This is a genomic window from Pseudomonas sp. BBP2017, from assembly GCF_003024385.1.
Classification (GTDB): Bacteria; Pseudomonadota; Gammaproteobacteria; order Pseudomonadales; family Pseudomonadaceae; genus Aquipseudomonas.
Genome location: NZ_PVZN01000002.1, coordinates 80,562 through 101,189 on the forward strand (window position 1 = coordinate 80,562; position 20,628 = coordinate 101,189).

The 20,628-nt window shown below is 61.0% G+C and carries 19 protein-coding genes and 1 pseudogene; 10 read left to right on the forward strand and 10 right to left on the reverse strand.

Features of this window, described 5'->3' with window-relative positions:
• Positions 1-15 precede the first annotated feature (15 nt).
• The 7 genes from galU to ahpF all read left to right on the forward strand — a co-directional run bounded on the left by galU (position 16) and on the right by ahpF (position 8,782).
• A complete protein-coding gene (gene galU / locus C6382_RS03225) occupies positions 16-855 on the forward strand; it encodes a UTP--glucose-1-phosphate uridylyltransferase GalU (RefSeq protein WP_107023102.1) in 840 nt (279 codons plus the stop codon).
• A gap of 96 nt (positions 856-951) precedes the next feature.
• Positions 952-2,310 carry a glutathione-disulfide reductase gene (gorA, locus tag C6382_RS03230; RefSeq protein WP_107023103.1) on the forward strand — a complete coding sequence of 453 codons (1,359 nt, stop codon included), beginning with the start codon at positions 952-954 and terminating at the stop codon, positions 2,308-2,310.
• A gap of 194 nt (positions 2,311-2,504) precedes the next feature.
• Positions 2,505-3,032, forward strand: coding sequence for a fimbrial protein (locus tag C6382_RS03235; RefSeq protein ID WP_107023104.1), 528 nt, complete (start codon positions 2,505-2,507; stop codon positions 3,030-3,032).
• Positions 3,033-3,092: 60 nt separating this feature from the next.
• Positions 3,093-3,833, forward strand: a complete 741-nt coding sequence (locus tag C6382_RS03240) for a molecular chaperone (protein ID WP_107023105.1) — start codon at positions 3,093-3,095, stop codon at positions 3,831-3,833.
• 20 nt (positions 3,834-3,853) lie between these two features.
• Positions 3,854-6,397, forward strand: coding sequence for a fimbria/pilus outer membrane usher protein (locus C6382_RS03245; RefSeq protein WP_107023106.1), 2,544 nt, complete (start codon positions 3,854-3,856; stop codon positions 6,395-6,397).
• Positions 6,398-6,531: 134 nt separating this feature from the next.
• Complete coding sequence (gene ahpC, locus C6382_RS03250) at positions 6,532-7,095, forward strand: alkyl hydroperoxide reductase subunit C (protein ID WP_107023107.1); 564 nt, start codon at positions 6,532-6,534, stop codon at positions 7,093-7,095.
• A gap of 121 nt (positions 7,096-7,216) precedes the next feature.
• The gene (gene ahpF / locus C6382_RS03255) at positions 7,217-8,782 is read left to right on the forward strand and encodes an alkyl hydroperoxide reductase subunit F (RefSeq protein WP_107023108.1); all 1,566 of its coding nucleotides are present in this window, start codon (positions 7,217-7,219) and stop codon (positions 8,780-8,782) included.
• 65 nt (positions 8,783-8,847) lie between these two features.
• Here the strand turns inward: ahpF and C6382_RS03260 are convergent, their stop codons facing one another.
• From C6382_RS03260 to C6382_RS03280, 5 genes are all read right to left on the reverse strand, one after another.
• On the reverse strand, positions 8,848-9,699 hold the full coding sequence (locus tag C6382_RS03260; RefSeq protein ID WP_107023109.1) for an AraC family transcriptional regulator: 852 nt from the start codon (positions 9,697-9,699) through the stop codon (positions 8,848-8,850).
• Entirely contained in the window at positions 9,696-10,019 is a 324-nt protein-coding gene (locus C6382_RS03265; RefSeq protein WP_107023110.1) for an AzlD domain-containing protein, read from the reverse strand. Before C6382_RS03265 ends, C6382_RS03260 begins: the two co-directional genes overlap by 4 nt.
• Entirely contained in the window at positions 10,016-10,714 is a 699-nt protein-coding gene (locus tag C6382_RS03270; RefSeq protein ID WP_107023111.1) for an AzlC family ABC transporter permease, read from the reverse strand. Before C6382_RS03270 ends, C6382_RS03265 begins: the two co-directional genes overlap by 4 nt.
• A 104-nt stretch (positions 10,715-10,818) precedes the next feature.
• Positions 10,819-11,550 carry a sel1 repeat family protein gene (locus C6382_RS03275; RefSeq protein ID WP_371919563.1) on the reverse strand — a complete coding sequence of 244 codons (732 nt, stop codon included), beginning with the start codon at positions 11,548-11,550 and terminating at the stop codon, positions 10,819-10,821.
• A gap of 125 nt (positions 11,551-11,675) precedes the next feature.
• Positions 11,676-12,293 (reverse strand): LysE family translocator, encoded by a 618-nt coding sequence (locus C6382_RS03280; RefSeq protein WP_107023112.1) that lies wholly within the window; start codon positions 12,291-12,293, stop codon positions 11,676-11,678.
• A 113-nt stretch (positions 12,294-12,406) separates the two neighbouring features.
• On the opposite strand from C6382_RS03280, the gene C6382_RS03285 reads away from it, so the two are divergent.
• Together C6382_RS03285 and C6382_RS03290 are read left to right on the forward strand one after the other, a co-directional pair.
• Complete coding sequence (locus C6382_RS03285) at positions 12,407-13,327, forward strand: LysR substrate-binding domain-containing protein (protein WP_107023113.1); 921 nt, start codon at positions 12,407-12,409, stop codon at positions 13,325-13,327.
• Between the two features lie 101 nt (positions 13,328-13,428).
• On the forward strand, positions 13,429-15,795 hold the full coding sequence (locus tag C6382_RS03290; protein WP_107023114.1) for a DNA polymerase II: 2,367 nt from the start codon (positions 13,429-13,431) through the stop codon (positions 15,793-15,795).
• Between the two features lie 123 nt (positions 15,796-15,918).
• Here the strand turns inward: C6382_RS03290 and C6382_RS03295 are convergent, their stop codons facing one another.
• The 4 genes from C6382_RS03295 to C6382_RS03310 form a co-directional block, all read right to left on the reverse strand.
• Positions 15,919-17,172, reverse strand: a complete 1,254-nt coding sequence (locus C6382_RS03295; RefSeq protein ID WP_107023115.1) for an OprD family porin — start codon at positions 17,170-17,172, stop codon at positions 15,919-15,921.
• Between the two features lie 138 nt (positions 17,173-17,310).
• A complete protein-coding gene (locus C6382_RS03300; protein ID WP_107023116.1) occupies positions 17,311-18,000 on the reverse strand; it encodes an ABC transporter ATP-binding protein in 690 nt (229 codons plus the stop codon).
• Complete coding sequence (locus tag C6382_RS03305; protein ID WP_107023117.1) at positions 17,993-18,742, reverse strand: ABC transporter ATP-binding protein; 750 nt, start codon at positions 18,740-18,742, stop codon at positions 17,993-17,995. The genes C6382_RS03300 and C6382_RS03305 overlap by 8 nt, the downstream gene beginning before the upstream one ends.
• Entirely contained in the window at positions 18,739-19,695 is a 957-nt protein-coding gene (locus C6382_RS03310; protein WP_256588923.1) for a branched-chain amino acid ABC transporter permease, read from the reverse strand. The genes C6382_RS03305 and C6382_RS03310 overlap by 4 nt, the downstream gene beginning before the upstream one ends.
• Before the next feature lie 2 nt (positions 19,696-19,697).
• On the opposite strand from C6382_RS03310, the pseudogene C6382_RS24265 reads away from it, so the two are divergent.
• Positions 19,698-19,865, forward strand: a pseudogene (locus tag C6382_RS24265) (catechol 1,2-dioxygenase); the annotation flags it as partial.
• A gap of 69 nt (positions 19,866-19,934) precedes the next feature.
• On the opposite strand, the gene C6382_RS03320 reads toward C6382_RS24265, so the two are convergent.
• The gene (locus C6382_RS03320) at positions 19,935-20,432 is read right to left on the reverse strand and encodes a DUF1772 domain-containing protein (RefSeq protein WP_107023118.1); all 498 of its coding nucleotides are present in this window, start codon (positions 20,430-20,432) and stop codon (positions 19,935-19,937) included.
• Positions 20,433-20,628: the final 196 nt, after the last annotated feature.

Consider the following 20,628-nt stretch of genomic DNA (forward strand, 5'->3'; position numbering starts at 1 on the left):
TTGTTAAGGACGTATATGATCAAGAAATGCTTGTTCCCGGCAGCCGGTTACGGCACTCGCTTCCTGCCTGCTACCAAAGCCATGCCCAAGGAAATGCTGCCGGTGGTGAACAAGCCACTGATCCAGTACGGCGTTGAAGAAGCGCTGGAAGCTGGGCTGAATGAGATTTCCATTGTCACCGGTCGCGGCAAGCGCGCCTTGGAAGACCACTTCGACATCAGCTACGAGCTGGAAAACCAGATCAAAGGCACCGACAAGGAAAAATACCTGGTCGGCATCCGTCGTCTGCTCGATGAGTGCTCGTTCTCCTACACCCGTCAGACTGAAATGAAAGGCCTGGGCCACGCGATCCTCACCGGTCGTCCGTTGATCGGCGATGAGCCGTTCGCCGTGGTGCTGGCGGACGACCTGTGCGTTCACCTGGAAGGTGACGGCGTACTCAAGCAGATGGTCAAGCTGTACAAGCAGTACCGTTGCACCATTGTTGCGATCATGGAAGTCGACCCACAGGAAACCAGCAAATACGGTGTGATCGCCGGTGACCTGATTGGCGACGATCTGTACCGTGTACGCAACATGGTCGAGAAGCCAAAACCAGAAGATGCCCCGTCGAACCTGGCGATCATCGGTCGCTACATCATGACCCCAGACATCTTCAAACTGATCGAAGAGACCGAGCCGGGCAAGGGGGGGGAGATCCAGATCACCGACGCCCTGATGAAACAGGCCCAGGATGGCTGCGTTATTGCCTACAAGTTCAAGGGCAAGCGTTTCGACTGCGGTGGCGCCGAAGGTTACATCGAAGCGACCAACTTCTGCTTCGAGAACTTCTACAAGACCGGCAAGGCTTACTGAGCCCGGTAGTAGCGGTTTGATAAAGCCACCTTCGGGTGGCTTTTTTGTTCCTGGCCGTTACTGGAGGTATGCTGACGGCCTGCCAAGGAGACTGAAATGGCCTACGATTTTGATCTGTTCGTGATTGGTGCCGGGTCCGGCGGTGTGCGCGCTGCGCGTTTTGCCGCGGGCTTTGGTGCAAAAGTAGCGGTTGCCGAAAGCCGTTACCTGGGGGGGACCTGCGTCAACGTCGGCTGTGTGCCGAAAAAACTGCTGGTCTACGGCGCGCACTTCGCCGACGACTTTGAGCAGGCCGCAGGCTTTGGCTGGTCACTGGAAGATGCCCAGTTCGACTGGGGCCAGTTGATCGCCAACAAGAACCGCGAGATCGAGCGGCTCAATGGCATCTACCGCAACCTGCTGGTCAACAGCGGCGTGACGCTGCTCGAAGGCCACGCCAGGCTGACCGGTGCCCATGAAGTGGAAATCGACGGGCAACGCTACAGCGCCGAGCATATTCTGATTGCCACCGGTGGCTGGCCGCAGATCCCGGACATTCCGGGCAAGGAGCTGGCGATCAGCTCGAACGAGGCGTTCTTCCTTAAGGACCTGCCCAAGCGTGTGCTGGTGGTGGGTGGCGGTTATATCGCCGTGGAATTTGCCGGTATCTTCCAGGGGCTGGGGGCCAAGACCTCGCTGCTGTACCGTGGCGACCTGTTCCTGCGTGGCTTCGATGGCGGGGTGCGCGAGCATCTGAAGGAGGAGCTGGAAAAGCGCGGCATGGACCTGCAGTTCAACAGTGATATCCAGCGTATCGAACGCCAGGACGACGGTAGCCTCAAGGCGAGCCTCAAGGACGGTCGCGAGCTGGTGGCAGACTGCGTGTTCTACGCTACCGGGCGGCGGCCGATGCTCGACAACCTGGGCCTGGAAAACACCGGTGTGGAGCTTGACCCTCGCGGCTTCATTCGCGTCGATGATTTGTATCAGACCACCGAACCGTCGATCCTCGCCATTGGCGATGTGATCGGTCGTGTACAGCTCACGCCGGTGGCCCTGGCCGAAGGTATGGCGGTGGTCCGGCGTCTGTTCAAGCCCGAACAGTATCGCCCGGTGGACTACCAGAACATTCCGACGGCGGTGTTCAGCCAACCGCCCATCGGCACCGTGGGCCTGACCGAAGAGCAGGCGCTGGAACAAGGGTATAAGGTGCAGATCTTCGAAAGCCGCTTCCGGCCGATGAAGCTGACCTTGACCGAGGTTCAGGAAAAGACCCTGATGAAACTGGTGGTCGACGCCGACACTGACCGTGTGTTGGGCTGCCATATGGTGGGCCCGGATGCCGGCGAGATCATCCAGGGCCTTGGCATTGCGCTGAAGGCCGGGGCGACCAAGCAGCAGTTCGACGAAACCATCGGTGTGCACCCGACGGCTGCCGAAGAGTTCGTTACCCTGCGCACGCCGGTTTCGCGTTGAGTCACGACCCTGCCGGGCTGCCGCGCAGGGTCGGTGTTTTTTCCTACTTGGGCTGTAACCAAAGCGGTCATTCCGATTGACTGCAGCTGACATTCGCCGATAGCGACATTCCAGATACTGACTGGGCTTTGCATAGCAGCGCACAGTCAGGCCAGGGCCTGATTGTCCTAATCATTTCCCACAAGAATGTCACTATGAAACCTTCAAAAAAGCATCTTCTTGCACTGGGTTGCAGTCTTCTTCTGAGTGCGGGACTGGCGCAAGCCAATGGTCAGATGAGTTTCAGCGGTAGCGTTCTGGCGAGTACTTGCCAAGTCAATGGCGGCCAGAACAACGTGGCGGTGAATTTGCCGCCGGTGCCGGCCAGCTTGCTGATCAATCCTGGTCAGGTTGCAGGCAACACACCTTTTGCCTTGAGACTGACTGACTGCTCTCCTGGTTTGAATCGTGTTTCTAGCTATTTTGAACCCGGTCCTACCGTCAGCCCGCAAGGGCGACTGATCGTTGATGCGGGCGGAAGCGCTAATGTCGAAGTTCAACTGCGTAACGACACCAATGCGCCAATGAACCTCGCAGGTGCCCAAGGCAGCCAGAACTCCCAGGTTGTAGATATCACCAATGGTCGTGCGGTACTCAACTACTCGGCTGAATACTACTCGTTGGGTAGCACCACCCCAGGGCTGGTGAACACCCGCGTGCAGTACACCCTGATTTACCCTTGATACCTCAGGCAGCCTTTATGGGCTGCCTTCCTCTGTGTGCTGTCGTCCCAGGAAATTTCCATGAAAAGACCCTGCCTGCCGTTCTGGCGCGGGTGGCTGCTGGCTGTCTGTCTGTTCAGTGGAGCGGTCAACGCCAGTGTGGTGATTGCCACGACCCGGGTGATCTATCCCGGTAAGGAAGCGGAGGTCACGGTAAGCCTGAGCAACAGTGGGGAGCATCCCTCGCTGGTGCAAGTGTGGATCGATGATGGTCGAGCGGACGTGCCAGTGGAGCAACTACAGGTGCCCTTCAGCCTGACACCGGCGCTGTTTCGACTCGATCCGGGCAAAGGGCAGGCGCTGCGTGTGTTTCAGGGGCAGCATGATTTTGCTCAGGATCGTGAGAGCCTCTACTGGCTCAACGTGCTGGATATTCCACCCAAAGGCCAGGGCAATGCCTTGCAGGTTGCCGTGCGTTCACGGATCAAGCTGCTGTACCGTCCTCCGGGGCTAACGGGCAACGCCCAGCAGGCGCCGCAGGCGTTGACCTGGCGTTTGTTCAAGCGCGACAACGCCTGGGTGCTTGAGGCGCACAACCCCAGCCGTTTCCACGTCAATCTCGCCGAGCTGTCCGTGCACTTGAACGCACGGGCGTACGAGGCAACCAGCAGCCATATTGCCCCCTTGTCGACCCGGCTGTTTGCACTGCCGGGTATGGATAGGGCCGAGGTATCGATGGCTACCGTGCACTTCGCCAGTGTCAATGACTATGGCGCTGTGCTGCCTGCACAACAACCCGTAGAGGTTGTGCGCTCGCACTGAGCGCGCTGGAGTCGACATCAATGAATAGGTCTTTTACCGGCCGTCAGCGGCTGCCGGTCCGGGTACTGTTGTGCGTTGGGATAGGGCTGGCGGGATGTGAGAGCCAGGTAGCAGCATTGGAGTTCGATGCCAGGTTCTTGCAGGGAGAAAGCGGCCCTGCTACCGATGTCAGCCGATTCCAGCACGCTGATGTGGTACCTGAGGACGACCAGCTCCTGGATGTAGTCATCAATGAAAACTGGAGTGGACGCTGGTCGGTGCCCTTGCGTCGCCAGGGTGACGATTTACAGGCCAGCCCTTGCTACACCGGCGCCTTGCTTGAAGACCTGGCTGTAGACCGGGCTCAGCTTGCGGCATCTGTACGTGAACAGTTGCAGCCTCCCGACAGCTGCCTGCCGTTGTCGGCGCTGGGGCTTGAAGCCAGCGAGCGTCTGGACTTTGCCGGGCTGCGGCTAACCCTGCAGATTGCTCAGCAGGCGCTGTTGCACACACCGCGCGATTATCTGCCCCCGGAGCAATGGGACAGCGGCACGAGCGCGGCTTTCATCGATTATCGCCTCAATCTGTTCAGCCAACAGAGCCGAATCGATGACCAACGCTGGAACCAGTCATTTCTGGGCCTGCGCAGTGGTGTCAACACTGGCGCCTGGTACTGGCGCCACGAAGGCAATGTGCAGTTCGGGGAAGGCATCGAGCGGCACTACCAACCCGTGGCCACTTACGTACAGCGCGACGTCCCGGCGTGGCAGGCGCAATTGACCCTGGGCCAGGCCTACAGCCGTGGCGAAGTGTTCGACAGTATCGCCTACCTGGGCCTGGGGCTTGGCAGTGACGAACGCATGTTGCCGGCATCGCAGCGCGGTTTTGCGCCAACCGTCAGCGGCGTTGCCTACAGCACCGCGTTGTTGACCATACGCCAGCGCGGGGTGGTGATACATGAGTCGACCGTGCAACCCGGGCCGTTCGAAATCAGCGACCTGTACGCCAACGGCTTCAGCGATGACCTGCAAGTGACCCTCAGGGAGGCCGATGGTAACCAGCGAACATTTACCGTGCCTTATCAGGTGGCGCCCCTGGCTCTGCGTCCAGGTGCCAGTCGTTTTGACTTCAGCCTCGGGCGCTGGCGCGATGGTTTGGGCGGTACCGGGCCGGAACATGTGCAGGGTAGCTGGCAACAGGGCGTGAGCAATCAGCTCAGCGTCCATGCCGGCCTGCTTGGTGCCGATAGTTACCAGTCGGTCGCGCTGGGCACGACGTTGAACAGTCGCCTGGGGGCCGTGGCGTTGACAATGCTGCAGTCACATACAGACCTGGCCCTGCACGGGCAGTCCGGCGGTCAGGCACTGCGCCTGAGCTGGCGCCAGGTAATGGCTGCGTCGATGACCGACCTGAGCGTCAATCTGACCCGCAGTAGCCTGGGCTACTACGGTTTCAATGACGTTGCCCGCGCACAGGGTAATAGCGGGAGTAACCTGCACGATCAAGCGCGTGCGCGCTTGCGGGCCAGCCTTGCAGTCAGTCAGGGGCTGGGCGGGCAGGGTGGCCGCTTGAGGCTGCAGGCCGCCAGCACACAGCATTGGCGGCAAGCGCGGAGTGATTTGAGTTATTCGCTCGGTTACTTCAATCACTATGGCTCGCTGGGCTACGGCCTTACAGCCAGTCGTGAGCAGTACTCATCGGCGGGGCGAGGTAATCATTTCGGCCTGACCTTGAGCTTGCCCCTCGGTGAAACCCGGCGCAGTTCGTTGAGCAGTAGCCTGAACAGTAGTGGTCAGGGCCAGCGCACGTCCACCACGCGCTTCAGTACCACCGCCGGCGAGTACGGCGAGTGGGGCTACGGCCTGGGCCTTGCCACCAGGCAGGACGAACAGCGCAACACTGCCGGCCTGGATGCGAATTTACTCTACAGCGGCCCAGTCGCTGAAATCAGTGGCGCGTTAACCCAGCATAGTGACTATCGTCAGGCCTCTTTGGGCGTTCGTGGTGCACTGGTCGGCCATGCGGGAGGGCTGACAGCTGCGCAGTCACTTGGCGAGAGCTTTGCCATTGTGCATGCGCCGGGGGCAGCGCATGCGCGGCTCAAACAGGCACCGCAGGTACGACTTGATGCGCGCGGCTATGCTGTCCTGCCGCAATTGACGCCCTATAGCCTCAACACCGTAGAGCTAGACCCCAAAGGCACCTCGCAGGATGTCGAATTGCAGATCAGCAGCCAGCAAGTCGTGCCGCGCGCCGGTGCCGCGCCGTTGCTGTATTACCCCACCCGTAGCGGCCGCAGTGCCGTGATCGACGCACGCTTGGCCGACGGCGGCGCCTTGCCGTTCGCGGCCCAGGTGCTGGATGAGTCGGGCGATGAGCTGGGTATGGTCGGGCAGGGCAGCCGATTGCATGTGCGGGGCATCAACGAGCAGGGGCGCTTGCAGGTACGTTGGGGGGACAGTGCGCAGCAACAGTGCTTTCTGGCCTATCGGCAATCCGACCTCAAGCCGGCAGGCGCTGCACCGATGCGCTTGTTGGCGACCTGCGAGCACGCCGCTGAAGATCGGCCGGCGTCATTGTTATGAAGGTTCAACCTATCTGTTGCGGGGCTTATAGCCAAAACCAATCGGCAACATGAGCTTTGCCAATGAGCATTGAGCGAATGTATTGGCTACGATTCTCCCATCAGTTTTCTCTACCCCCTGAAGGAGCGTCACTCATGCCTATCATCAACAGCCAGGTAAAACCGTTCAAAGCCACTGCTTACCACCAGGGCAAGTTCGTCGAAGTGTCTGAGGCCAACCTCAAGGGCAAATGGTCCGTGGTTTTCTTCTACCCGGCCGACTTCACCTTCGTCTGCCCGACCGAGCTGGGCGACCTGGCCGACAACTACGCCGAGTTCAAGGATCTGGGTGTAGAAATCTACGGCGTGTCCACCGACACCCACTTCACCCACAAAGCCTGGCACGACACCTCGGAGACCATCGGCAAGATCCAGTACCCGCTGATCGGTGACCCGACCCATGTGATCTCGCGCAACTTCGACGTGCTGATCGAAGAAGCCGGTATCGCTGACCGTGGCACTTTCGTGATCAACCCTGAAGGCCAGATCAAGATTGTTGAACTGAACGACGGCGGTGTCGGCCGTGACGCAAGCGAACTGCTGCGCAAGATCAAGGCTGCCCAGTACGTTGCTGCCCACCCAGGCGAAGTCTGCCCGGCCAAGTGGAAAGAAGGCGAAGCCACGCTGGCGCCATCGCTGGACCTGGTTGGCAAGATCTAAGACCGTGAGCCAGCCGAGGGCGGTGGTCTACCGCACCTGACGTTGCCGCCGCCCCGCAAAACGCCCGGGCGCTTTCGCCCGGGCGTTGTTATTTCTACAGCTTGAAAAAGGAATCGCCCGTATGTTGGACGCCACGCTTAAAACTCAGTTGAAAGCCTACCTGGAGCGGGTCACTCAGCCGATCGAGATCGTTGCTTCCCTCGATGACGGCGCGAAGTCCCGCGAATTGCGCGACTTGCTGGTGGAAATTGCCAGCCTGTCCACATTGATTACCCTGCGTGAAGACGGTAGCGACGCGCGTCGCCCATCGTTCTCGCTCAACCGCCCGGGGGCGGACATTGGCTTGCGTTTTGCCGGCATCCCCATGGGCCACGAATTTACCTCGCTGGTGCTCGCCCTGCTGCAGGTCGGTGGTCATCCGTCCAAGGCCAGCTTGGAAGTGATCGAGCAGATCAGCGCACTCAAGGGTGAGTTCAGCTTTGAAACCTACTTCTCGCTGTCGTGCCAGAACTGCCCGGACGTGGTCCAGGCGCTGAACCTGATGGCGGTGCTCAACCCCAACATTCACCATGTTGCCATCGATGGCGCACTGTTCCAGGCCGAAGTCGAAGCGCGCAAGGTCATGGCCGTGCCGAGCGTCTACCTCAATGGTGAAGTGTTTGGCCAGGGCCGCATGGGTCTGGAAGAGATTCTCGCCAAACTGGACACCAGTGCCGGTGAGCGCCAGGCCGAGAAAATCAACGCCAAGGACGCCTTTGATGTACTGGTGGTGGGCGGTGGCCCGGCCGGTGCGGCAGCGGCGATCTACGCTGCGCGTAAAGGCATTCGCACCGGTGTCGCGGCAGAACGTTTCGGCGGTCAGGTGCTCGATACCATGGCCATCGAGAACTTCATCTCGGTACAGGAAACCGAAGGCCCGAAACTGGCCATGGCCTTGGAAGAGCACGTCAAACAGTACGACGTCGACATCATCAACCTGCAGCGTGGCCAAGCGCTGATTCCGGCCAGCGACGGTGGCCTGCACGAAGTACGTCTGGCCAGTGGCGCTTCGCTCAAGGCCAAGACCGTGATCCTGGCCACCGGTGCCCGCTGGCGCGAAATGAACGTGCCAGGCGAGAAGGAGTACCGCAGCCGTGGCGTGGCCTACTGCCCGCACTGCGATGGCCCGCTGTTCAAGGGTAAGCGTGTGGCGGTGATCGGTGGCGGCAACTCGGGCGTGGAAGCCGCAATTGACCTGGCGGGTATCGTTGCCCAGGTCACGCTGATCGAGTTCGACAGCCAGCTACGTGCCGATGCCGTATTGCAACGCAAACTGCACAGTCTGGCGAACGTGAAAGTGATCACCAGTGCACTGACCACCGAAGTGCTGGGTGACGGCGAGAAGGTCAATGGCCTGCGTTACAAGGACCGCAACAGCGACGAGCTGCATGACATCGCGCTGGAAGGGATCTTCGTGCAGATCGGCCTGCTGCCCAACACCGACTGGCTCAAAGGAACCGTTGAGCTGACTCCGCGTGGCGAGATCATTGTCGATGCCCGTGGTCAGACCAACCTGCCAGGTGTGTTTGCTGCAGGCGACGTGACCACGGTGCCGTACAAGCAGATCGTGATTGCGCTGGGCGAGGGGGCCAAGGCTTCACTGGCAGCCTTTGATCACCTGATCCGGACTTCGGCGCCAGCCGGATAAGCCAAATCGCGGGGCAAGCCCGCTTCCACAGCCTGTGGGAGCGGGCTTGCCCCGCGATTGCATTCTCAAGCCGAACGCTCCCCGACACAGGCACGCCGATACTCCCCCGGCGTCACCCCATAAGCCTGCTTGAACTGCCGGTTCAAATGACTCTGATCAGAAAACCCCAGAGCAAAGGCCACGTTGAACGGCAGGCAATCATTCTTCAGCAACTCCCGCGCTCGGCTCAGGCGCCGCTGCTTGAGCCAGGCATGCGGTGGCAGGCCGGTGGCCTGACGGAATACCCGGGCGAAATGAAACGGCGAGAGGTTGACCGATTCGGCCAGCTCATGCAGCGACGGCGGGTAAGCCAGGCGACTGTCCATCAATTCTTTGGCCCGGGCCACGGCGCAGGGTTCGTTGCCCGGCTGGCGGACGTTGGCCACGCCGCCCACACGGGCATGACGCTGTACCAGCAGCAACACCGCCTCGCGCCAGGCAGTCTGTTGCTCAAGGGCACTGGCGCCGTGTTCAGCCGAACAGTGCAGCCAACTGAAGGCCTTGGCCAGTTGCGGGTCGTGCAGAACGCTGGCGTCGAAGCTGGGCAAACTGTCGCGTTTGAGTTCTAGTTCGTCCAGTACCCCGGTGATGCGTTCGCTGTCCGGGTAGAAGCCGCGGTAGCGCCAGCCTTGCTCGTGAGCCTTGGCACCGGTGTGCAGTTCATCGGGGTTGATCAGCACCATGCTGCCCACCGGCGCCAGATGTTCACTGCCGCGGTGCCAGAAACGCTGGGCACCGGACTCGATAATGGTGATCGCATAGCCTTCATGCACATGAGGGGCAAAACGCTGCTGGAAATACCTGGCATGCAGCAACTCGATATCGCCGAGGGCTGGCGCTTGCCAGAAGCGGGTCTGTTCCTGCGGTGCAAGGTTCATGGGCTGCCGCTCAACCACCAGCGAAAGACGAAGAAGCAAGCCATGCTCACCAGCATGCTGATCAGGGTGCTGCGGGTCAACAGTACCAACACCACCGCCACCACCGAGCCCAGCAGGTAGGGGTTGGCCAGGCTCAGGTCGAGTTGATGGCCGGGCAGGAAAATGATCGGTCCGCAAATCGCCGTGAGCATGCCGGGTACGGCAAAACCCAGAAATTGCCGCGCATTGGAGCTCAAACGTAGCGGCAGGCGCGGTTCGAGAAAGGCGTAACGGTTGAGGAACACCAGCAAACCCATACCGATGATCAAGGCAAAGATCATGAGCGTGCTCCGCTGAACTTCTGAGAGATGAAGCCGGCGCTCATACCCAGCAGACCGGCCGCTACCAGACCGGTTTCCCAGTGCCAGAAGCTGAACAGCACCGAACTGAACAACGACACCGCGACGCAGACCACGGTGGGCAGGTTGCGCACCAGTGGCGCGATCAGTGCGACGAAGGTGGCGACGATGGAAAAATCCAGGCCCAGTTGATCCAGGTGCGGGATGTTCTGGCCGAGGATAATGCCAGCCAGGGTGAACAGGTTCCAGGCAATATAGAACGTCAGGCCCACCCCAAGGGCGTACCAGCGATTGAACTGCTGTTGGTCATACTGGCTGGTGAGGGCGAAAAACTCGTCGGTCAGCAGAAAACCCAGGCCCAGCCGCCAGCGCGTTGGCAGCCCCGAGAGTACCGGGCGCATCGACAGGCCGTAGAGCAAATGCTGCGAGGTCAGCAGCAGGGTAGTCAAGAGGATCGAGAACAGGTTGGCCCCACCCTTGATCATGCCGATCGCCACCAACTGGGCGGCACCGGCAAAAACAATGGCTGACAGACCCTGGCCTTCCCAGGGCGTGAGGTCGGCTTCGATGGCCATGGAACCGGCCAGCAGCCCCCAGGGAGCAACGGCCAGGGACAATGGCAGGATGGCAATGGCGCCCTGGATAAAGGCTTGCCGGGCGAACGGTGGGCTGGACATGGAAATAGACGGTTATTGAACAAGGTTGCACAGCATGCCAGAGCTGCGCGCAGGTGACTTGAACGATCTTGCTGTCCAGGCCCGGTGCGGGTGCTACGCAAGATTCAATACTGGCTGCTGAGCAAGCGTTGGCGGACCGAGAAGCAACCGTTGAGGTCAACGGCCTTCTGCCAGTAGTGCTGACGTTGATCCGGGTTGCTGTTGCCCTGCAGCCGGTACACTTCGGCCTGGTAGTCACGCTGGCGCCCCCACTGCATGGCCAGGCCCTGGGGCTGCTCACGGTTGCACAGCAAGCGCTCGGCAGGTTGGGGATAGTAGGCGGCGAAGCGGCTGGCCACGCTCGGGACGTTTTCGAGGTCCCTGGCAAACGCGGCGCTCTGGCGGTAGTCCGTGCACCAGGCCTCGATCCCCAGGGCGGCGGGTGCAAAGCCTTGGGCCAGGCTGGCCTGCAGCAGCGGACAGGCAACTGGCGGAACCTGTTCAGCGGGCAGGTAGGTCATGTAGTAGAGCGCCAAGCGGTAGCGGGCCACCGGATGCTCCAGTTCCACGGCTTTGTTCAACAGGCTCACTGCCGGTGCCAGGCTACGACCCATGGCCTGGCCCTGTTGTGCAAGGTCCTGGTCGGCGGTGCTGGTCTTGAGGCTGACGCCGCTGATCTGGTTGTCGGCTTTCTCCAGGAGGGTCAGCGCCTGGCGGTACAGCAGGTCGGCGTGGGGATCGATTGGCGGGCTGTCAGCCAAGGCGCAGGCGGGAGCAAGTGCCACCAGCAGTACACCCAGAAAGCGCGCACGCAGCAGGGGGATAACGCTGGAGAGTGGTATCTGAAGGTTGCGCATCAAGTAAATAGCAGGCTGGTGATTTTCAGGGTTCAATCCGACTGTCCATAGTGGGGCTCGAAGGGGCCTGGGAGAAAGACGGATATTCTAACCGTTGTAGGAGCGGTCTCGAAAGCCACGAAGCCTCAGGGCCAGAGCGCTTTGAGATTGTAAAGCAGCCCCACTGTGGCGATCACTAGTAGCACAGCACCGCTGGTCAGGCTGATCAGCCGCTGTCGTTGCGGGGTTGCCAGGGAGGTCGTCAGCAGGATGTACAGGCCCAGTATGGCCAAATCGATAACCACCCAGACCAGGGAAAGTAGTAACAGACTGTGACTTGTGTGAGTAGTGATCTGGATGAACTGTGGGAAAAAGGCCACAAAGAACAGAATGTCTTTAGGATTCGACAGGCCGATGGCGAAGCCTTTCCATAGACTGCCCCGCGTGCTGGATGTCACGGTGGCATCGGCCTTTTGCGCCCGTGTCTGGCGCAGGCTGGCAATGGCCAGGTAGCCGATGAACAGGCAGCCCACCAGGCTTAGTGCGGTCAGCAAGTGCGGGGCGATGGCCGCACTGGTGAGAATCAGGCCAGTAGCCAGGGCAATCAGCACCAGCGAGGCGCCGTTGGTGCCGACCGCGGTCATCAGCGCCTGGCGGCGACCGGCGCTGGCTGCGGTGTTGACGACCAGGGCGACGACCGGCCCTGGCGTGGCGATCAACAGCGTGACGGTCAATGCATAGGTCAAAAGCAGGGCGGTGTTCATCAATAGCGCTCAGCAACAGGGAGGTGGCCGGGCATTCTCGACAGCCCCTACAGCCTTGTAAAACGCCTGTTGCTATGGCTCTCTATTAGTTTGACTCATGCTTGAGAACAGCCATGTCCGAACGAATTCCAGCGCTGCAGGCCCTGCGGGCTTTCGAAGTGGCGGCGCGCTATGGCTCCTTTACCCGGGCGGCCCGGGAGCTGGCGCTGACTCAAGGGGCTATCAGCCATCACATCAAGACCCTTGAAGGCCTGTTCGACTGCGCGTTGTTCGAGCGTCGCGGCCCGAAGCTGTCGCTTACCGAACCCGGTCGGGTGTTGGCCCAGGAGCTGAAAGTCGGCTTCAAGATCATCGACAATGCCTGCGCGCTGCTGAAAAAGGAGCGCAATAGCATCCGCCTCAAAGCGCCCTCGACCCTGACCACGCGCTGGTTGCTTGGGGTACTTGAGTCCTGCCGTCAGTTGGCGTCGTACAGTCGAGTGCAGCTTTCCAGTGTGTGGATGGACATCGATCACATCGATTTCTACAGCGAACCCTATGACGCGGCGATCCTGTTGGCTGATGGACGTTTTGCCGCCGATGTGCAGAGCCTCAAGCTGTTCGATGAGTGGTTGCTGCCGGTGTGCAGCCCAGCCTGCCGCGCGACACTCGAACCGGCATTTGCAGGCTTGCAGGATGCGCAGTACCTGCACTGCTCGGCGGACCGCCGCGACTGGCGGCGCTGGCTGGCCCGCTTGGGCGCATCGGCGGTCGGGCTTGAACGGGGTCAAGTCTTCGATACCCTTGACCAGGGCATGTCCGCCGCTCAGCAAGGGGCAGGCATTGCCGTGGTCGACTTGTTGCTGGCCCGTGGCGAGCTCGATGCGGGTCGGCTGGTTACGCCGTTTCCCCAGGCCGTGTCGACTGGTGAGGGTTATTACCTGACCTGGCTCAAGTCCAGCCCCCAGGCCCGGCACATACAGAAACTGGGCGAATACCTGTGTGCACGGGTGCCTAAGCTGCCCACGCAAGGGATCGACTATTTGTATGAGTAATAGTCTGCCCGGGTTGTTCGTCGTCATGGCGTTGTGCCGGGCACGAGGGCGACCGCTAGGGTAGAATCGCGGCATAGACAGCTTGTTCAGAGGTTGCAGCGGTGGAGTTACAGCAGGGCTTTGTCCTGACCCGGCATTGGCGTGACACCCCGGCAGGCACCTGCGTCGAGTTCTGGCTGGCCACCGATCAAGGCCCGCGTCGTCTGCGCTTGCCACTGCAGACCTCAGTAGCCTTTATTCCCGCAGCCTATCGCCAGCAGGCCCAGACCGTGCTGCGTGGTGAGCGCGGGGTCGAGCTGCGGCCACTGGAGCTGCGTGACTTCGAGCACCGGTCAGTGCTGGGCCTGTACTGCCGTCAACATCGCCAGTTGATACAGCTGGAGAAGCGCCTGCGCGCTGCCGGAGTGCAGGTTTACGAAGCCGACATTCGCCCGCCCGAGCGCTACCTGATGGAGCGTTTCATCACCGCCCCGGTCAGCTTCAGCGGCACACCGGACGAACACGGTGTTGTGCAGGATGCTCAGCTCAAACCGGCGCCCGACTATCGGCCGACGCTGAAGCTGGTGTCGCTGGATATTGAAACCACCGAGCGCGGCGAGCTGTATTCGATTGCCCTGGAGGGCTGCGGTCAGCGTCAGGTGTACATGCTCGGGCCGGCCAATGGCGATGCCGCAGGCGTCGACTTCGAACTTGAGTATTGCGAAAGCCGTGCGCAGTTGCTTGAACGCTTGAACCGCTGGCTGGCCCTGCATGATCCCGATGCGATCATCGGCTGGAACCTGGTGCAGTTTGACCTGCGCGTGTTGCATGCCCACGCCCAGCAGTTGCAAGTGCCCCTGTGCCTGGGACGCGAGGGCGAGCCAATGGAGTGGCGTGAACATGGCAGCCGTGCGCACTTTTTTGCCGCTGCCAGTGGGCGTTTGATCATTGACGGTATCGAGGCGCTACGCTCGGCGACCTGGAACTTCCCTTCGTTCAGCCTGGAGAGTGTGGCCCAGACCCTGCTCGGTGAGGGCAAGTCCATCGATACGCCGTACCAGCGAATGGATGAAATCAACCGCATGTTCGCCGAGGACAAGCCCGCCCTGGCCCGTTACAACCTCAAGGACTGCGAACTGGTCACGCGCATCTTCGCCAAAACCGAACTGCTTACCTTTTTGCTGGAACGGGCCACGGTTACCGGCTTGCCGGCCGACCGCAGCGGTGGTTCGGTCGCCGCATTCGGCCATTTGTACATTCCGCTGATGCACCGTCAGGGCTTTGTTGCGCCCAACCAGGGCGAGCGTCCGGAAGAAGCCAGCCCCGGTGGGTTTGTCATGGACTCACGGCCCGGCTTGTACGAGTCGGTCTTGGTGCTGGATTACAAGAGCCTGTACCCCTCGATCATCCGCACCTTTCTCATCGACCCGCTGGGCTTGGTCGAGGGCCTGCGTGAACCGGGTGACGACACCTCGGTACCGGGCTTTCGTGGGGCAAGGTTTTCTCGCACGCATCACTGTTTGCCAGCGATTGTCGAGCGAGTCTGGCAAGGACGCGAGACCGCCAAACGCGAACATAACGCGCCGTTGTCGCAGGCGTTGAAGATCATCATGAATGCGTTCTACGGCGTGCTGGGCTCCAGTGGTTGCCGCTTCTTTGATCCACGCCTGGCTTCATCGATCACCCTGCGCGGCCACGAGATCATGCGTCGTACCCGTGAGCTGATCGAGACCCAGGGCTATACGGTGATCTATGGCGATACCGATTCCACCTTCGTCTGGCTCAAGAGCGCCCACAGCGAAGCGGACGCCGAGGTGATCGGGCGGCGCCTGGTGCAGCAGGTCAACCACTGGTGGCGCGAGCATTTACGCGACAGCTATGACCTGGACAGCGCTCTGGAGCTGCAATACGAGACCCACTACAAACGTTTCCTGATGCCGACCATCCGCGGTGCCGAGGAGGGCAGCAAGAAGCGCTATGCCGGCCTGGTCCAGCGCGCTGACGGGCACGAAGAGATGGTCTACAAGGGACTTGAAAGTGTGCGTACCGACTGGTCGCCGCTGGCCCGGCAGTTCCAGCAGGAGCTTTACGAACGGATCTTTCGGCGCCAGCCCTACCAGGCCTATGTGCGCGAATATGTGCGCCGGACCCTGGCCGGGGAGCTGGATGAGTTGCTGATCTACCGCAAGCGTCTGCGCCGGCCACTGGTTGACTACCAGCGCAACGTGCCGCCGCATGTGCGTGCTGCGCGGATGGCTGACGACTTCAACCAGCGTCAGGGACGGCCCCGGCAGTACCAGAACGGAGGCTGGATCAGTTATGTGATTACCGTGGCTGGCCCCGAGCCGCTGGAGACCCGGCATTCGGCCATCGACTACGACCACTACCTGACCCGGCAATTGCAGCCGGTGGCCGATGCGATCCTGCCGTTTGTGCTTTTGCGGACAATCAATCTCCAGCGCCTGGACCAACTCAGTTTTGACTTCTGACCTTGCTCTTGTGTCAGAAGATCCTTTGCACGTCTTCTGACGGGGCACCCACGGCTTGGGTCGAGCCCAAGCCGTGAGCGTAGCCTCCCAAAAACGGCGGGATCACGCTTGTCAAACAGCCTGTTAGAGCAGGTTCCAGGTGTAGGTGAAGATCAGGCGGTTTTCGTCGATGTCGGAACGGTAGTTGGAGCGTGCGGTGACATTGCGGATACGCACGCCAACGTTCTTGAGCAAGCCGCTTTGGAACGCGTAGCCGATGTCCAGATCACGCTCCCAGTCTTCGCCTTCGAAGCCGCGTCCGGTATCGACGTTGTTACCCCGGATATAGCGCACTGTGGTGGTAAGGCCGGGAATCCCCAGGGCGGCGAAATTGTAGTCGTGCCGTACCTGCCAGGAGCGTTCGTCGGCAGAGGCAAACTCATAGGTTGGTACCTCATTGCCTAGCGTCGTGACGTTGGCAAATACCTTGGGGAAGCCCTGGTCGCCGAACATACCCTGGTAGCCGACGTAGAAGGTATGACCGCCTCGATTGGCTGAGAGCAACGAGTAGAAGGCGCGGTTGTCCACCTCACCGATCAGCTTGCGGCCGTCTTCGGCGGTATCGTAGAAGCCAAGGTTGGCGCCGAAAACCCAGCTGCCTACCGGCTGGGAGTGCTTGAGGCCCAGATAACGCTGGTCGTAGATGTCCTCTAACTGCGCGTACCACGTGCTGAGCGTGGTGCGGTTTGCGTTGAAGGCGTAGTCGGCGCCCGCATAGTTGAAGGCGTCACTTGAGGCCTGGCGCTGCGGCTGGTAGCCGATCATCGCCTGCATCTTGTCGTCACCGGCCTCGTTGCGAAGGCTGGTGGAGACCAGGTGGCCACCCTGCAGGGTCAGCCCCGCAATTTCATTTGAGCTGACGCTTGCGCCCTGATAGGTCGGTGGCAACAGGCGGTTGTCGCTGAACACCAGCACCGGCAGGTTGGGCTGTAGCTCACCCACCTTCAGTTCAGTTTTCGACACGCGCATCTTTGCCGCCACGCCCAAGCGACTGTAGTCGTCTGCGCCGCGGCCATCTTCCTGAACGGGTAAGAGGCCTGTATTGGTGCGGTCCGGGCTGCTGTCGAGCTTGATCCCCAGCATGCCGACGGCATCCACACCGAAACCTAGCGGACCCTGGGTGTAGCCGGACTTGAAGTTCAGGATGAAGCCCTGAGCCCATTCCTCAGCCTTGGATTGCCTGTTCGGCCCGACGATGTCAGAGAAGTCGCGACTGAAGTAGTAGTTACGCATTTGCAGTGTGGCGGTGGAATCCTCGATGAAGCCGGACTCGGCTGCCAGCACGCTGAGGGGGAGGGCGCTAAACAGGAGTGGGATCGCTCGGGTCTGTTGATTCATTGCAAGGCTCTTGTTCTTATTATTTCAGGGTGCAGCCGTCCCCATCGACCGTGCAGCGGGCCGAGCAGAAAGGTTGCTGTGGAGTGAGCGGCCTGCCTGGCGGCAGGGCGCTGGCTCAGGCGTCCGGGCAGGGTTGCCCTAAACGCCGAGGTACCGTTGCGACAGTTCGGGGGCTGCGGCCAGTTGCGTCGGCGTACCCTCCCAGACCTGTCGGCCCTTTTCGATGATGTGATGGCGGTCCACCACCCGCGCCATTTCCTTGAGATTCTTGTCGATGACCAGGATGGTCTCGCCCTCGGCCTTCAGGGTGGCCAGGCAGTTCCAGATGGTCTCGCGAATGATGGGCGCCAGGCCCTCGGTGGCCTCATCAAGGATCAGCAACTGAGGATTGGTCATCAGCGCACGACCGACTACCAACATCTGCTGCTCGCCGCCGGAGAGGGTCTTCGACAGCTGCTCCTGGCGTTCTTGCAAACGCGGGAACAGCGTGTAGATGCGCGCCAGGTTCCATTTGCCGCCCCGACTGGCGGTGGCCAGGAGATTTTCCTTCACGCTCAGGGTGCCGAAGGTGCGGCGACCTTCCGGCACCAGGCCAAGGCCGGCCTGAGCAATGCGGTAGGGCATGGCGCCGCTCAACTCCTTGCCGTGGATACGGATGCTCCCGGCGCTGGGGTTGAGCATACCCATAATGGATTTCACGGTGGTGGTCTTGCCCATGCCATTGCGGCCGATCAGCGAGACCACCTCGCCCTGATCGATCTTCAGGTGCATGTCGAACAGCACCTGGCTCAGGCCGTAGCCGGCCTGCAATCCACTGACTTCAAGCATGTTCTTCCCCCAGGTAGGCTGCGCGTACCAGTTCGTTACCACGGACTTCCTCCACCGTGCCGGTGAGGATGGTTTCGCCATAGACCAGCACAGTGATGCGGTCGGCCAGTGCAAACACCGCGTCCATATCATGTTCCACCAACAGGATGGCGTAGCGGCCCTTCAGCGACATCAGCAACGCTGTCATGCGCGCCGATTCCTCGGCGCCCATGCCGGCCATAGGTTCATCCAGCAGCAGCACCGAGGCCTCCTGGGCCAGCGCCAGGGCCAGCTCCAATTGGCGACGTTCACCGTGTGAGAGTTCGCTGACGCAGGCCGCGGCACGTGCGCCAAGGTCCACCTGCTGCAGGTAGCCGAGGGCCAAGGCCATAAGATCGCGGTCACCAGACAGCGGTTTCCACCGCCCGAAACTCTTGCCCTGGCGGGCAGTGATCGCCACGGCGACATTCTCCAGCAGGCTGAACTCGGGGTAGAGCTGGCTGACCTGGAAGGAGCGCGCCAGACCCAGGCTCGGCCGTTCATGGGCAGGGACTGCGGTGATGTCGCGGCCGTTGAGGAGGATCTGGCCCTTGTCAGGGCGAATTTCCCCGGCAATCTGCGAAATCAGCGTGGACTTACCGGCACCGTTGGGGCCGATGATGGCATGCAGTTCACCAGCGACCAGCTCCAGGTTGGCGTTGTTGGTGGCCTTCACTGCACCGAAAGTCTTCTCCAGACCCCGGATCGACAGCTGCGCGCTCATGGCTGAACCTCCTGGGTCTTGACCGCGGTGACGGGCGGCAGGGAGAACGCCTGGCAGGGCTTTCTTGCACCGCTCATGAGCAGGCCGTAGATGCCCTTGCGGCCGAACAGAACCACCAGCAGCAACAGCGGGCCGAAGGCCAGCATCCAGTGCTCGGTCCACTGGCTCAGCAGTTGCTCCAGGCCAAGGTAGACAGCTGCGCCCAACACCGGGCCGAGCAGGGTGCCGACACCGCCGAGGATGACCATGGCCATCAATTCGCCGGATTTCTGCCAGGCGCCCATGTCGGGGCTGACGAACATCGCGTAGTTGGCCCAGAGTACGCCGGCCAGGCCGGCGCCGAGGCCGGCAATGACGAAGGCAGTGAGACGGTAGCGCAAGGGCTTGAGCCCCAGGCTCACGGCGCGCCGCTCGCTCTGCTTGAGGCCGCGAAGGACGAAGCCGAAGCGTGAATTCACCAGGCGTCGGCAGAACAACAGCCAGCTCGCCAGTAGGGCGACGCAGAGGAAGTAGAACTGGTTGGCGTCGTTCAGGTCGAGGCCGGGCAGGGTGTTGCGCTCGTTCATCAGGATGCCGTCGTCACCGCCGTAAAGGGACAGCGAACCGAGGATGAAATAGAGCATCTGGCTGAAGGCCAGGGTGATCATGATGAACTGTACGCCGCTGGTGCGTAGCGACAGGTAACCCATCACCAACCCCAGCAGGGCGCAGCAAAGCAGGGCCAGCGGCCAGACGACCAGCGCGCTGTTGCTGCCCTCCCAGCCCCATAACGTCATCATCTGCGAGGTATGGAAGGCGACGATGCCCACCACGTAGCCACCCAGGCTGAAGAAGGCTGCGTGGCCGAAGCTGACCAGTGCGCCGTAGCCGATCAGCAGGTCCAGGCTGGCGGCGGCCATGCCGTAAATCGCCAGGCGGGTGAAAAGGCTGACGAGGAAGGGTTCGTTGAACAACGTATGCCACCCGCGATGGCCTGGTCGGCGAGGTGGTGTTTCGTGAGGATGGGGCACGAGGTGTGCCGGGGCGGTATGCCGAGCTGAAATTCAGCTTCCAGCTGCAAGCCGCCTCTGATGCTGTTGCTGAACAGCGCAGCTCCCGGCCAAGAGCGCTGCAGGAGGATTGATCGCCAAGAAAAAACCGTGGTCCTGAGGGCCACGGTTTTTATCCATGTTGAAGGGTGCAGCCCCCGCTGCTACAGGCGAATCAAGCCCAACGCCACCATCAACCACGCCGCCGCGGCAAGGGCAGTGACCGTGCGCACATGGTTCCAGCGATTCCAGCTCGGGACATAACGGTGCCAAACCGCCGCAGCCTCGCTGCTGGCCGGATCGAGGCGGGCCAGGGCCTGGTTTTTCGGCACATTGAACAACATCGTCACCACGATGTTGCCCATCAGGTACAAGCCGCTTCCCACGGCCATGCACAAGCTGCCGGGCAGTGGCCAACGCTGATACGCCCAGACCAACAAGGCGACACTGGTCAGCGCAGTGCCCAGAAACAGGGTCAGGAACAAACGGTTGAGCACCACCTGGTTAATCGACTGCATGGCCGCCACGGCACTCTGTTCCGGGATGCGTTCAAGGGCCTTCATGACGAAGTTGGAGAAGGCGAAGAACAGCCCGCCCATCAACCCACTCCCCAGGGCAGTGGCGAAGATCAGCAACAACAGCAAGGCATCGACAATGCTCATGGTCCGGCCCTTCAGCAGTGGGAGCAGCAGGCGTGGCTGACAGCCATCAGCTATCCTCAGATTCAGATGTCAGCCTGTTCTGGACACGCCCAAGGCCTTCTATGGAAACCGGAAGTTACCTTTGACCTGCCCACGGATTTTGTCCTGTAGTTTAGGCTCGCACCTCGGATCTTTCGTCGCGATCTGTAGTCTTTGA

Bases quoted from the DNA above. Each gene is read 5' to 3' on its own strand.
- ahpF (WP_107023108.1), top strand. From the start codon at position 7,217: ATGTTGGACGCCACGCTTAAAACTCAGTTGAAAGCCTACCTGGAGCGG.
- galU (WP_107023102.1), top strand. From the start codon at position 16: ATGATCAAGAAATGCTTGTTCCCGGCAGCCGGTTACGGCACTCGCTTC.
- C6382_RS03240 (WP_107023105.1), top strand. From the start codon at position 3,093: ATGAAAAGACCCTGCCTGCCGTTCTGGCGCGGGTGGCTGCTGGCTGTC.
- C6382_RS03285 (WP_107023113.1), top strand. From the start codon at position 12,407: ATGTCCGAACGAATTCCAGCGCTGCAGGCCCTGCGGGCTTTCGAAGTG.
- C6382_RS03305 (WP_107023117.1), bottom strand. From the start codon at position 18,742: ATGAGCGCGCAGCTGTCGATCCGGGGTCTGGAGAAGACTTTCGGTGCA.
- C6382_RS03300 (WP_107023116.1), bottom strand. From the start codon at position 18,000: ATGCTTGAAGTCAGTGGATTGCAGGCCGGCTACGGCCTGAGCCAGGTG.
- C6382_RS03260 (WP_107023109.1), bottom strand. From the start codon at position 9,699: ATGAACCTTGCACCGCAGGAACAGACCCGCTTCTGGCAAGCGCCAGCC.
- C6382_RS03295 (WP_107023115.1), bottom strand. From the start codon at position 17,172: ATGAATCAACAGACCCGAGCGATCCCACTCCTGTTTAGCGCCCTCCCC.
- gorA (WP_107023103.1), top strand. From the start codon at position 952: ATGGCCTACGATTTTGATCTGTTCGTGATTGGTGCCGGGTCCGGCGGT.
- C6382_RS03265 (WP_107023110.1), bottom strand. From the start codon at position 10,019: ATGATCTTTGCCTTGATCATCGGTATGGGTTTGCTGGTGTTCCTCAAC.
- C6382_RS03320 (WP_107023118.1), bottom strand. From the start codon at position 20,432: ATGAGCATTGTCGATGCCTTGCTGTTGTTGCTGATCTTCGCCACTGCC.
- C6382_RS03280 (WP_107023112.1), bottom strand. From the start codon at position 12,293: ATGAACACCGCCCTGCTTTTGACCTATGCATTGACCGTCACGCTGTTG.
- C6382_RS03270 (WP_107023111.1), bottom strand. From the start codon at position 10,714: ATGTCCAGCCCACCGTTCGCCCGGCAAGCCTTTATCCAGGGCGCCATT.
- C6382_RS03245 (WP_107023106.1), top strand. From the start codon at position 3,854: ATGAATAGGTCTTTTACCGGCCGTCAGCGGCTGCCGGTCCGGGTACTG.
- C6382_RS03235 (WP_107023104.1), top strand. From the start codon at position 2,505: ATGAAACCTTCAAAAAAGCATCTTCTTGCACTGGGTTGCAGTCTTCTT.
- ahpC (WP_107023107.1), top strand. From the start codon at position 6,532: ATGCCTATCATCAACAGCCAGGTAAAACCGTTCAAAGCCACTGCTTAC.
- C6382_RS03275 (WP_371919563.1), bottom strand. From the start codon at position 11,550: ATGCGCAACCTTCAGATACCACTCTCCAGCGTTATCCCCCTGCTGCGT.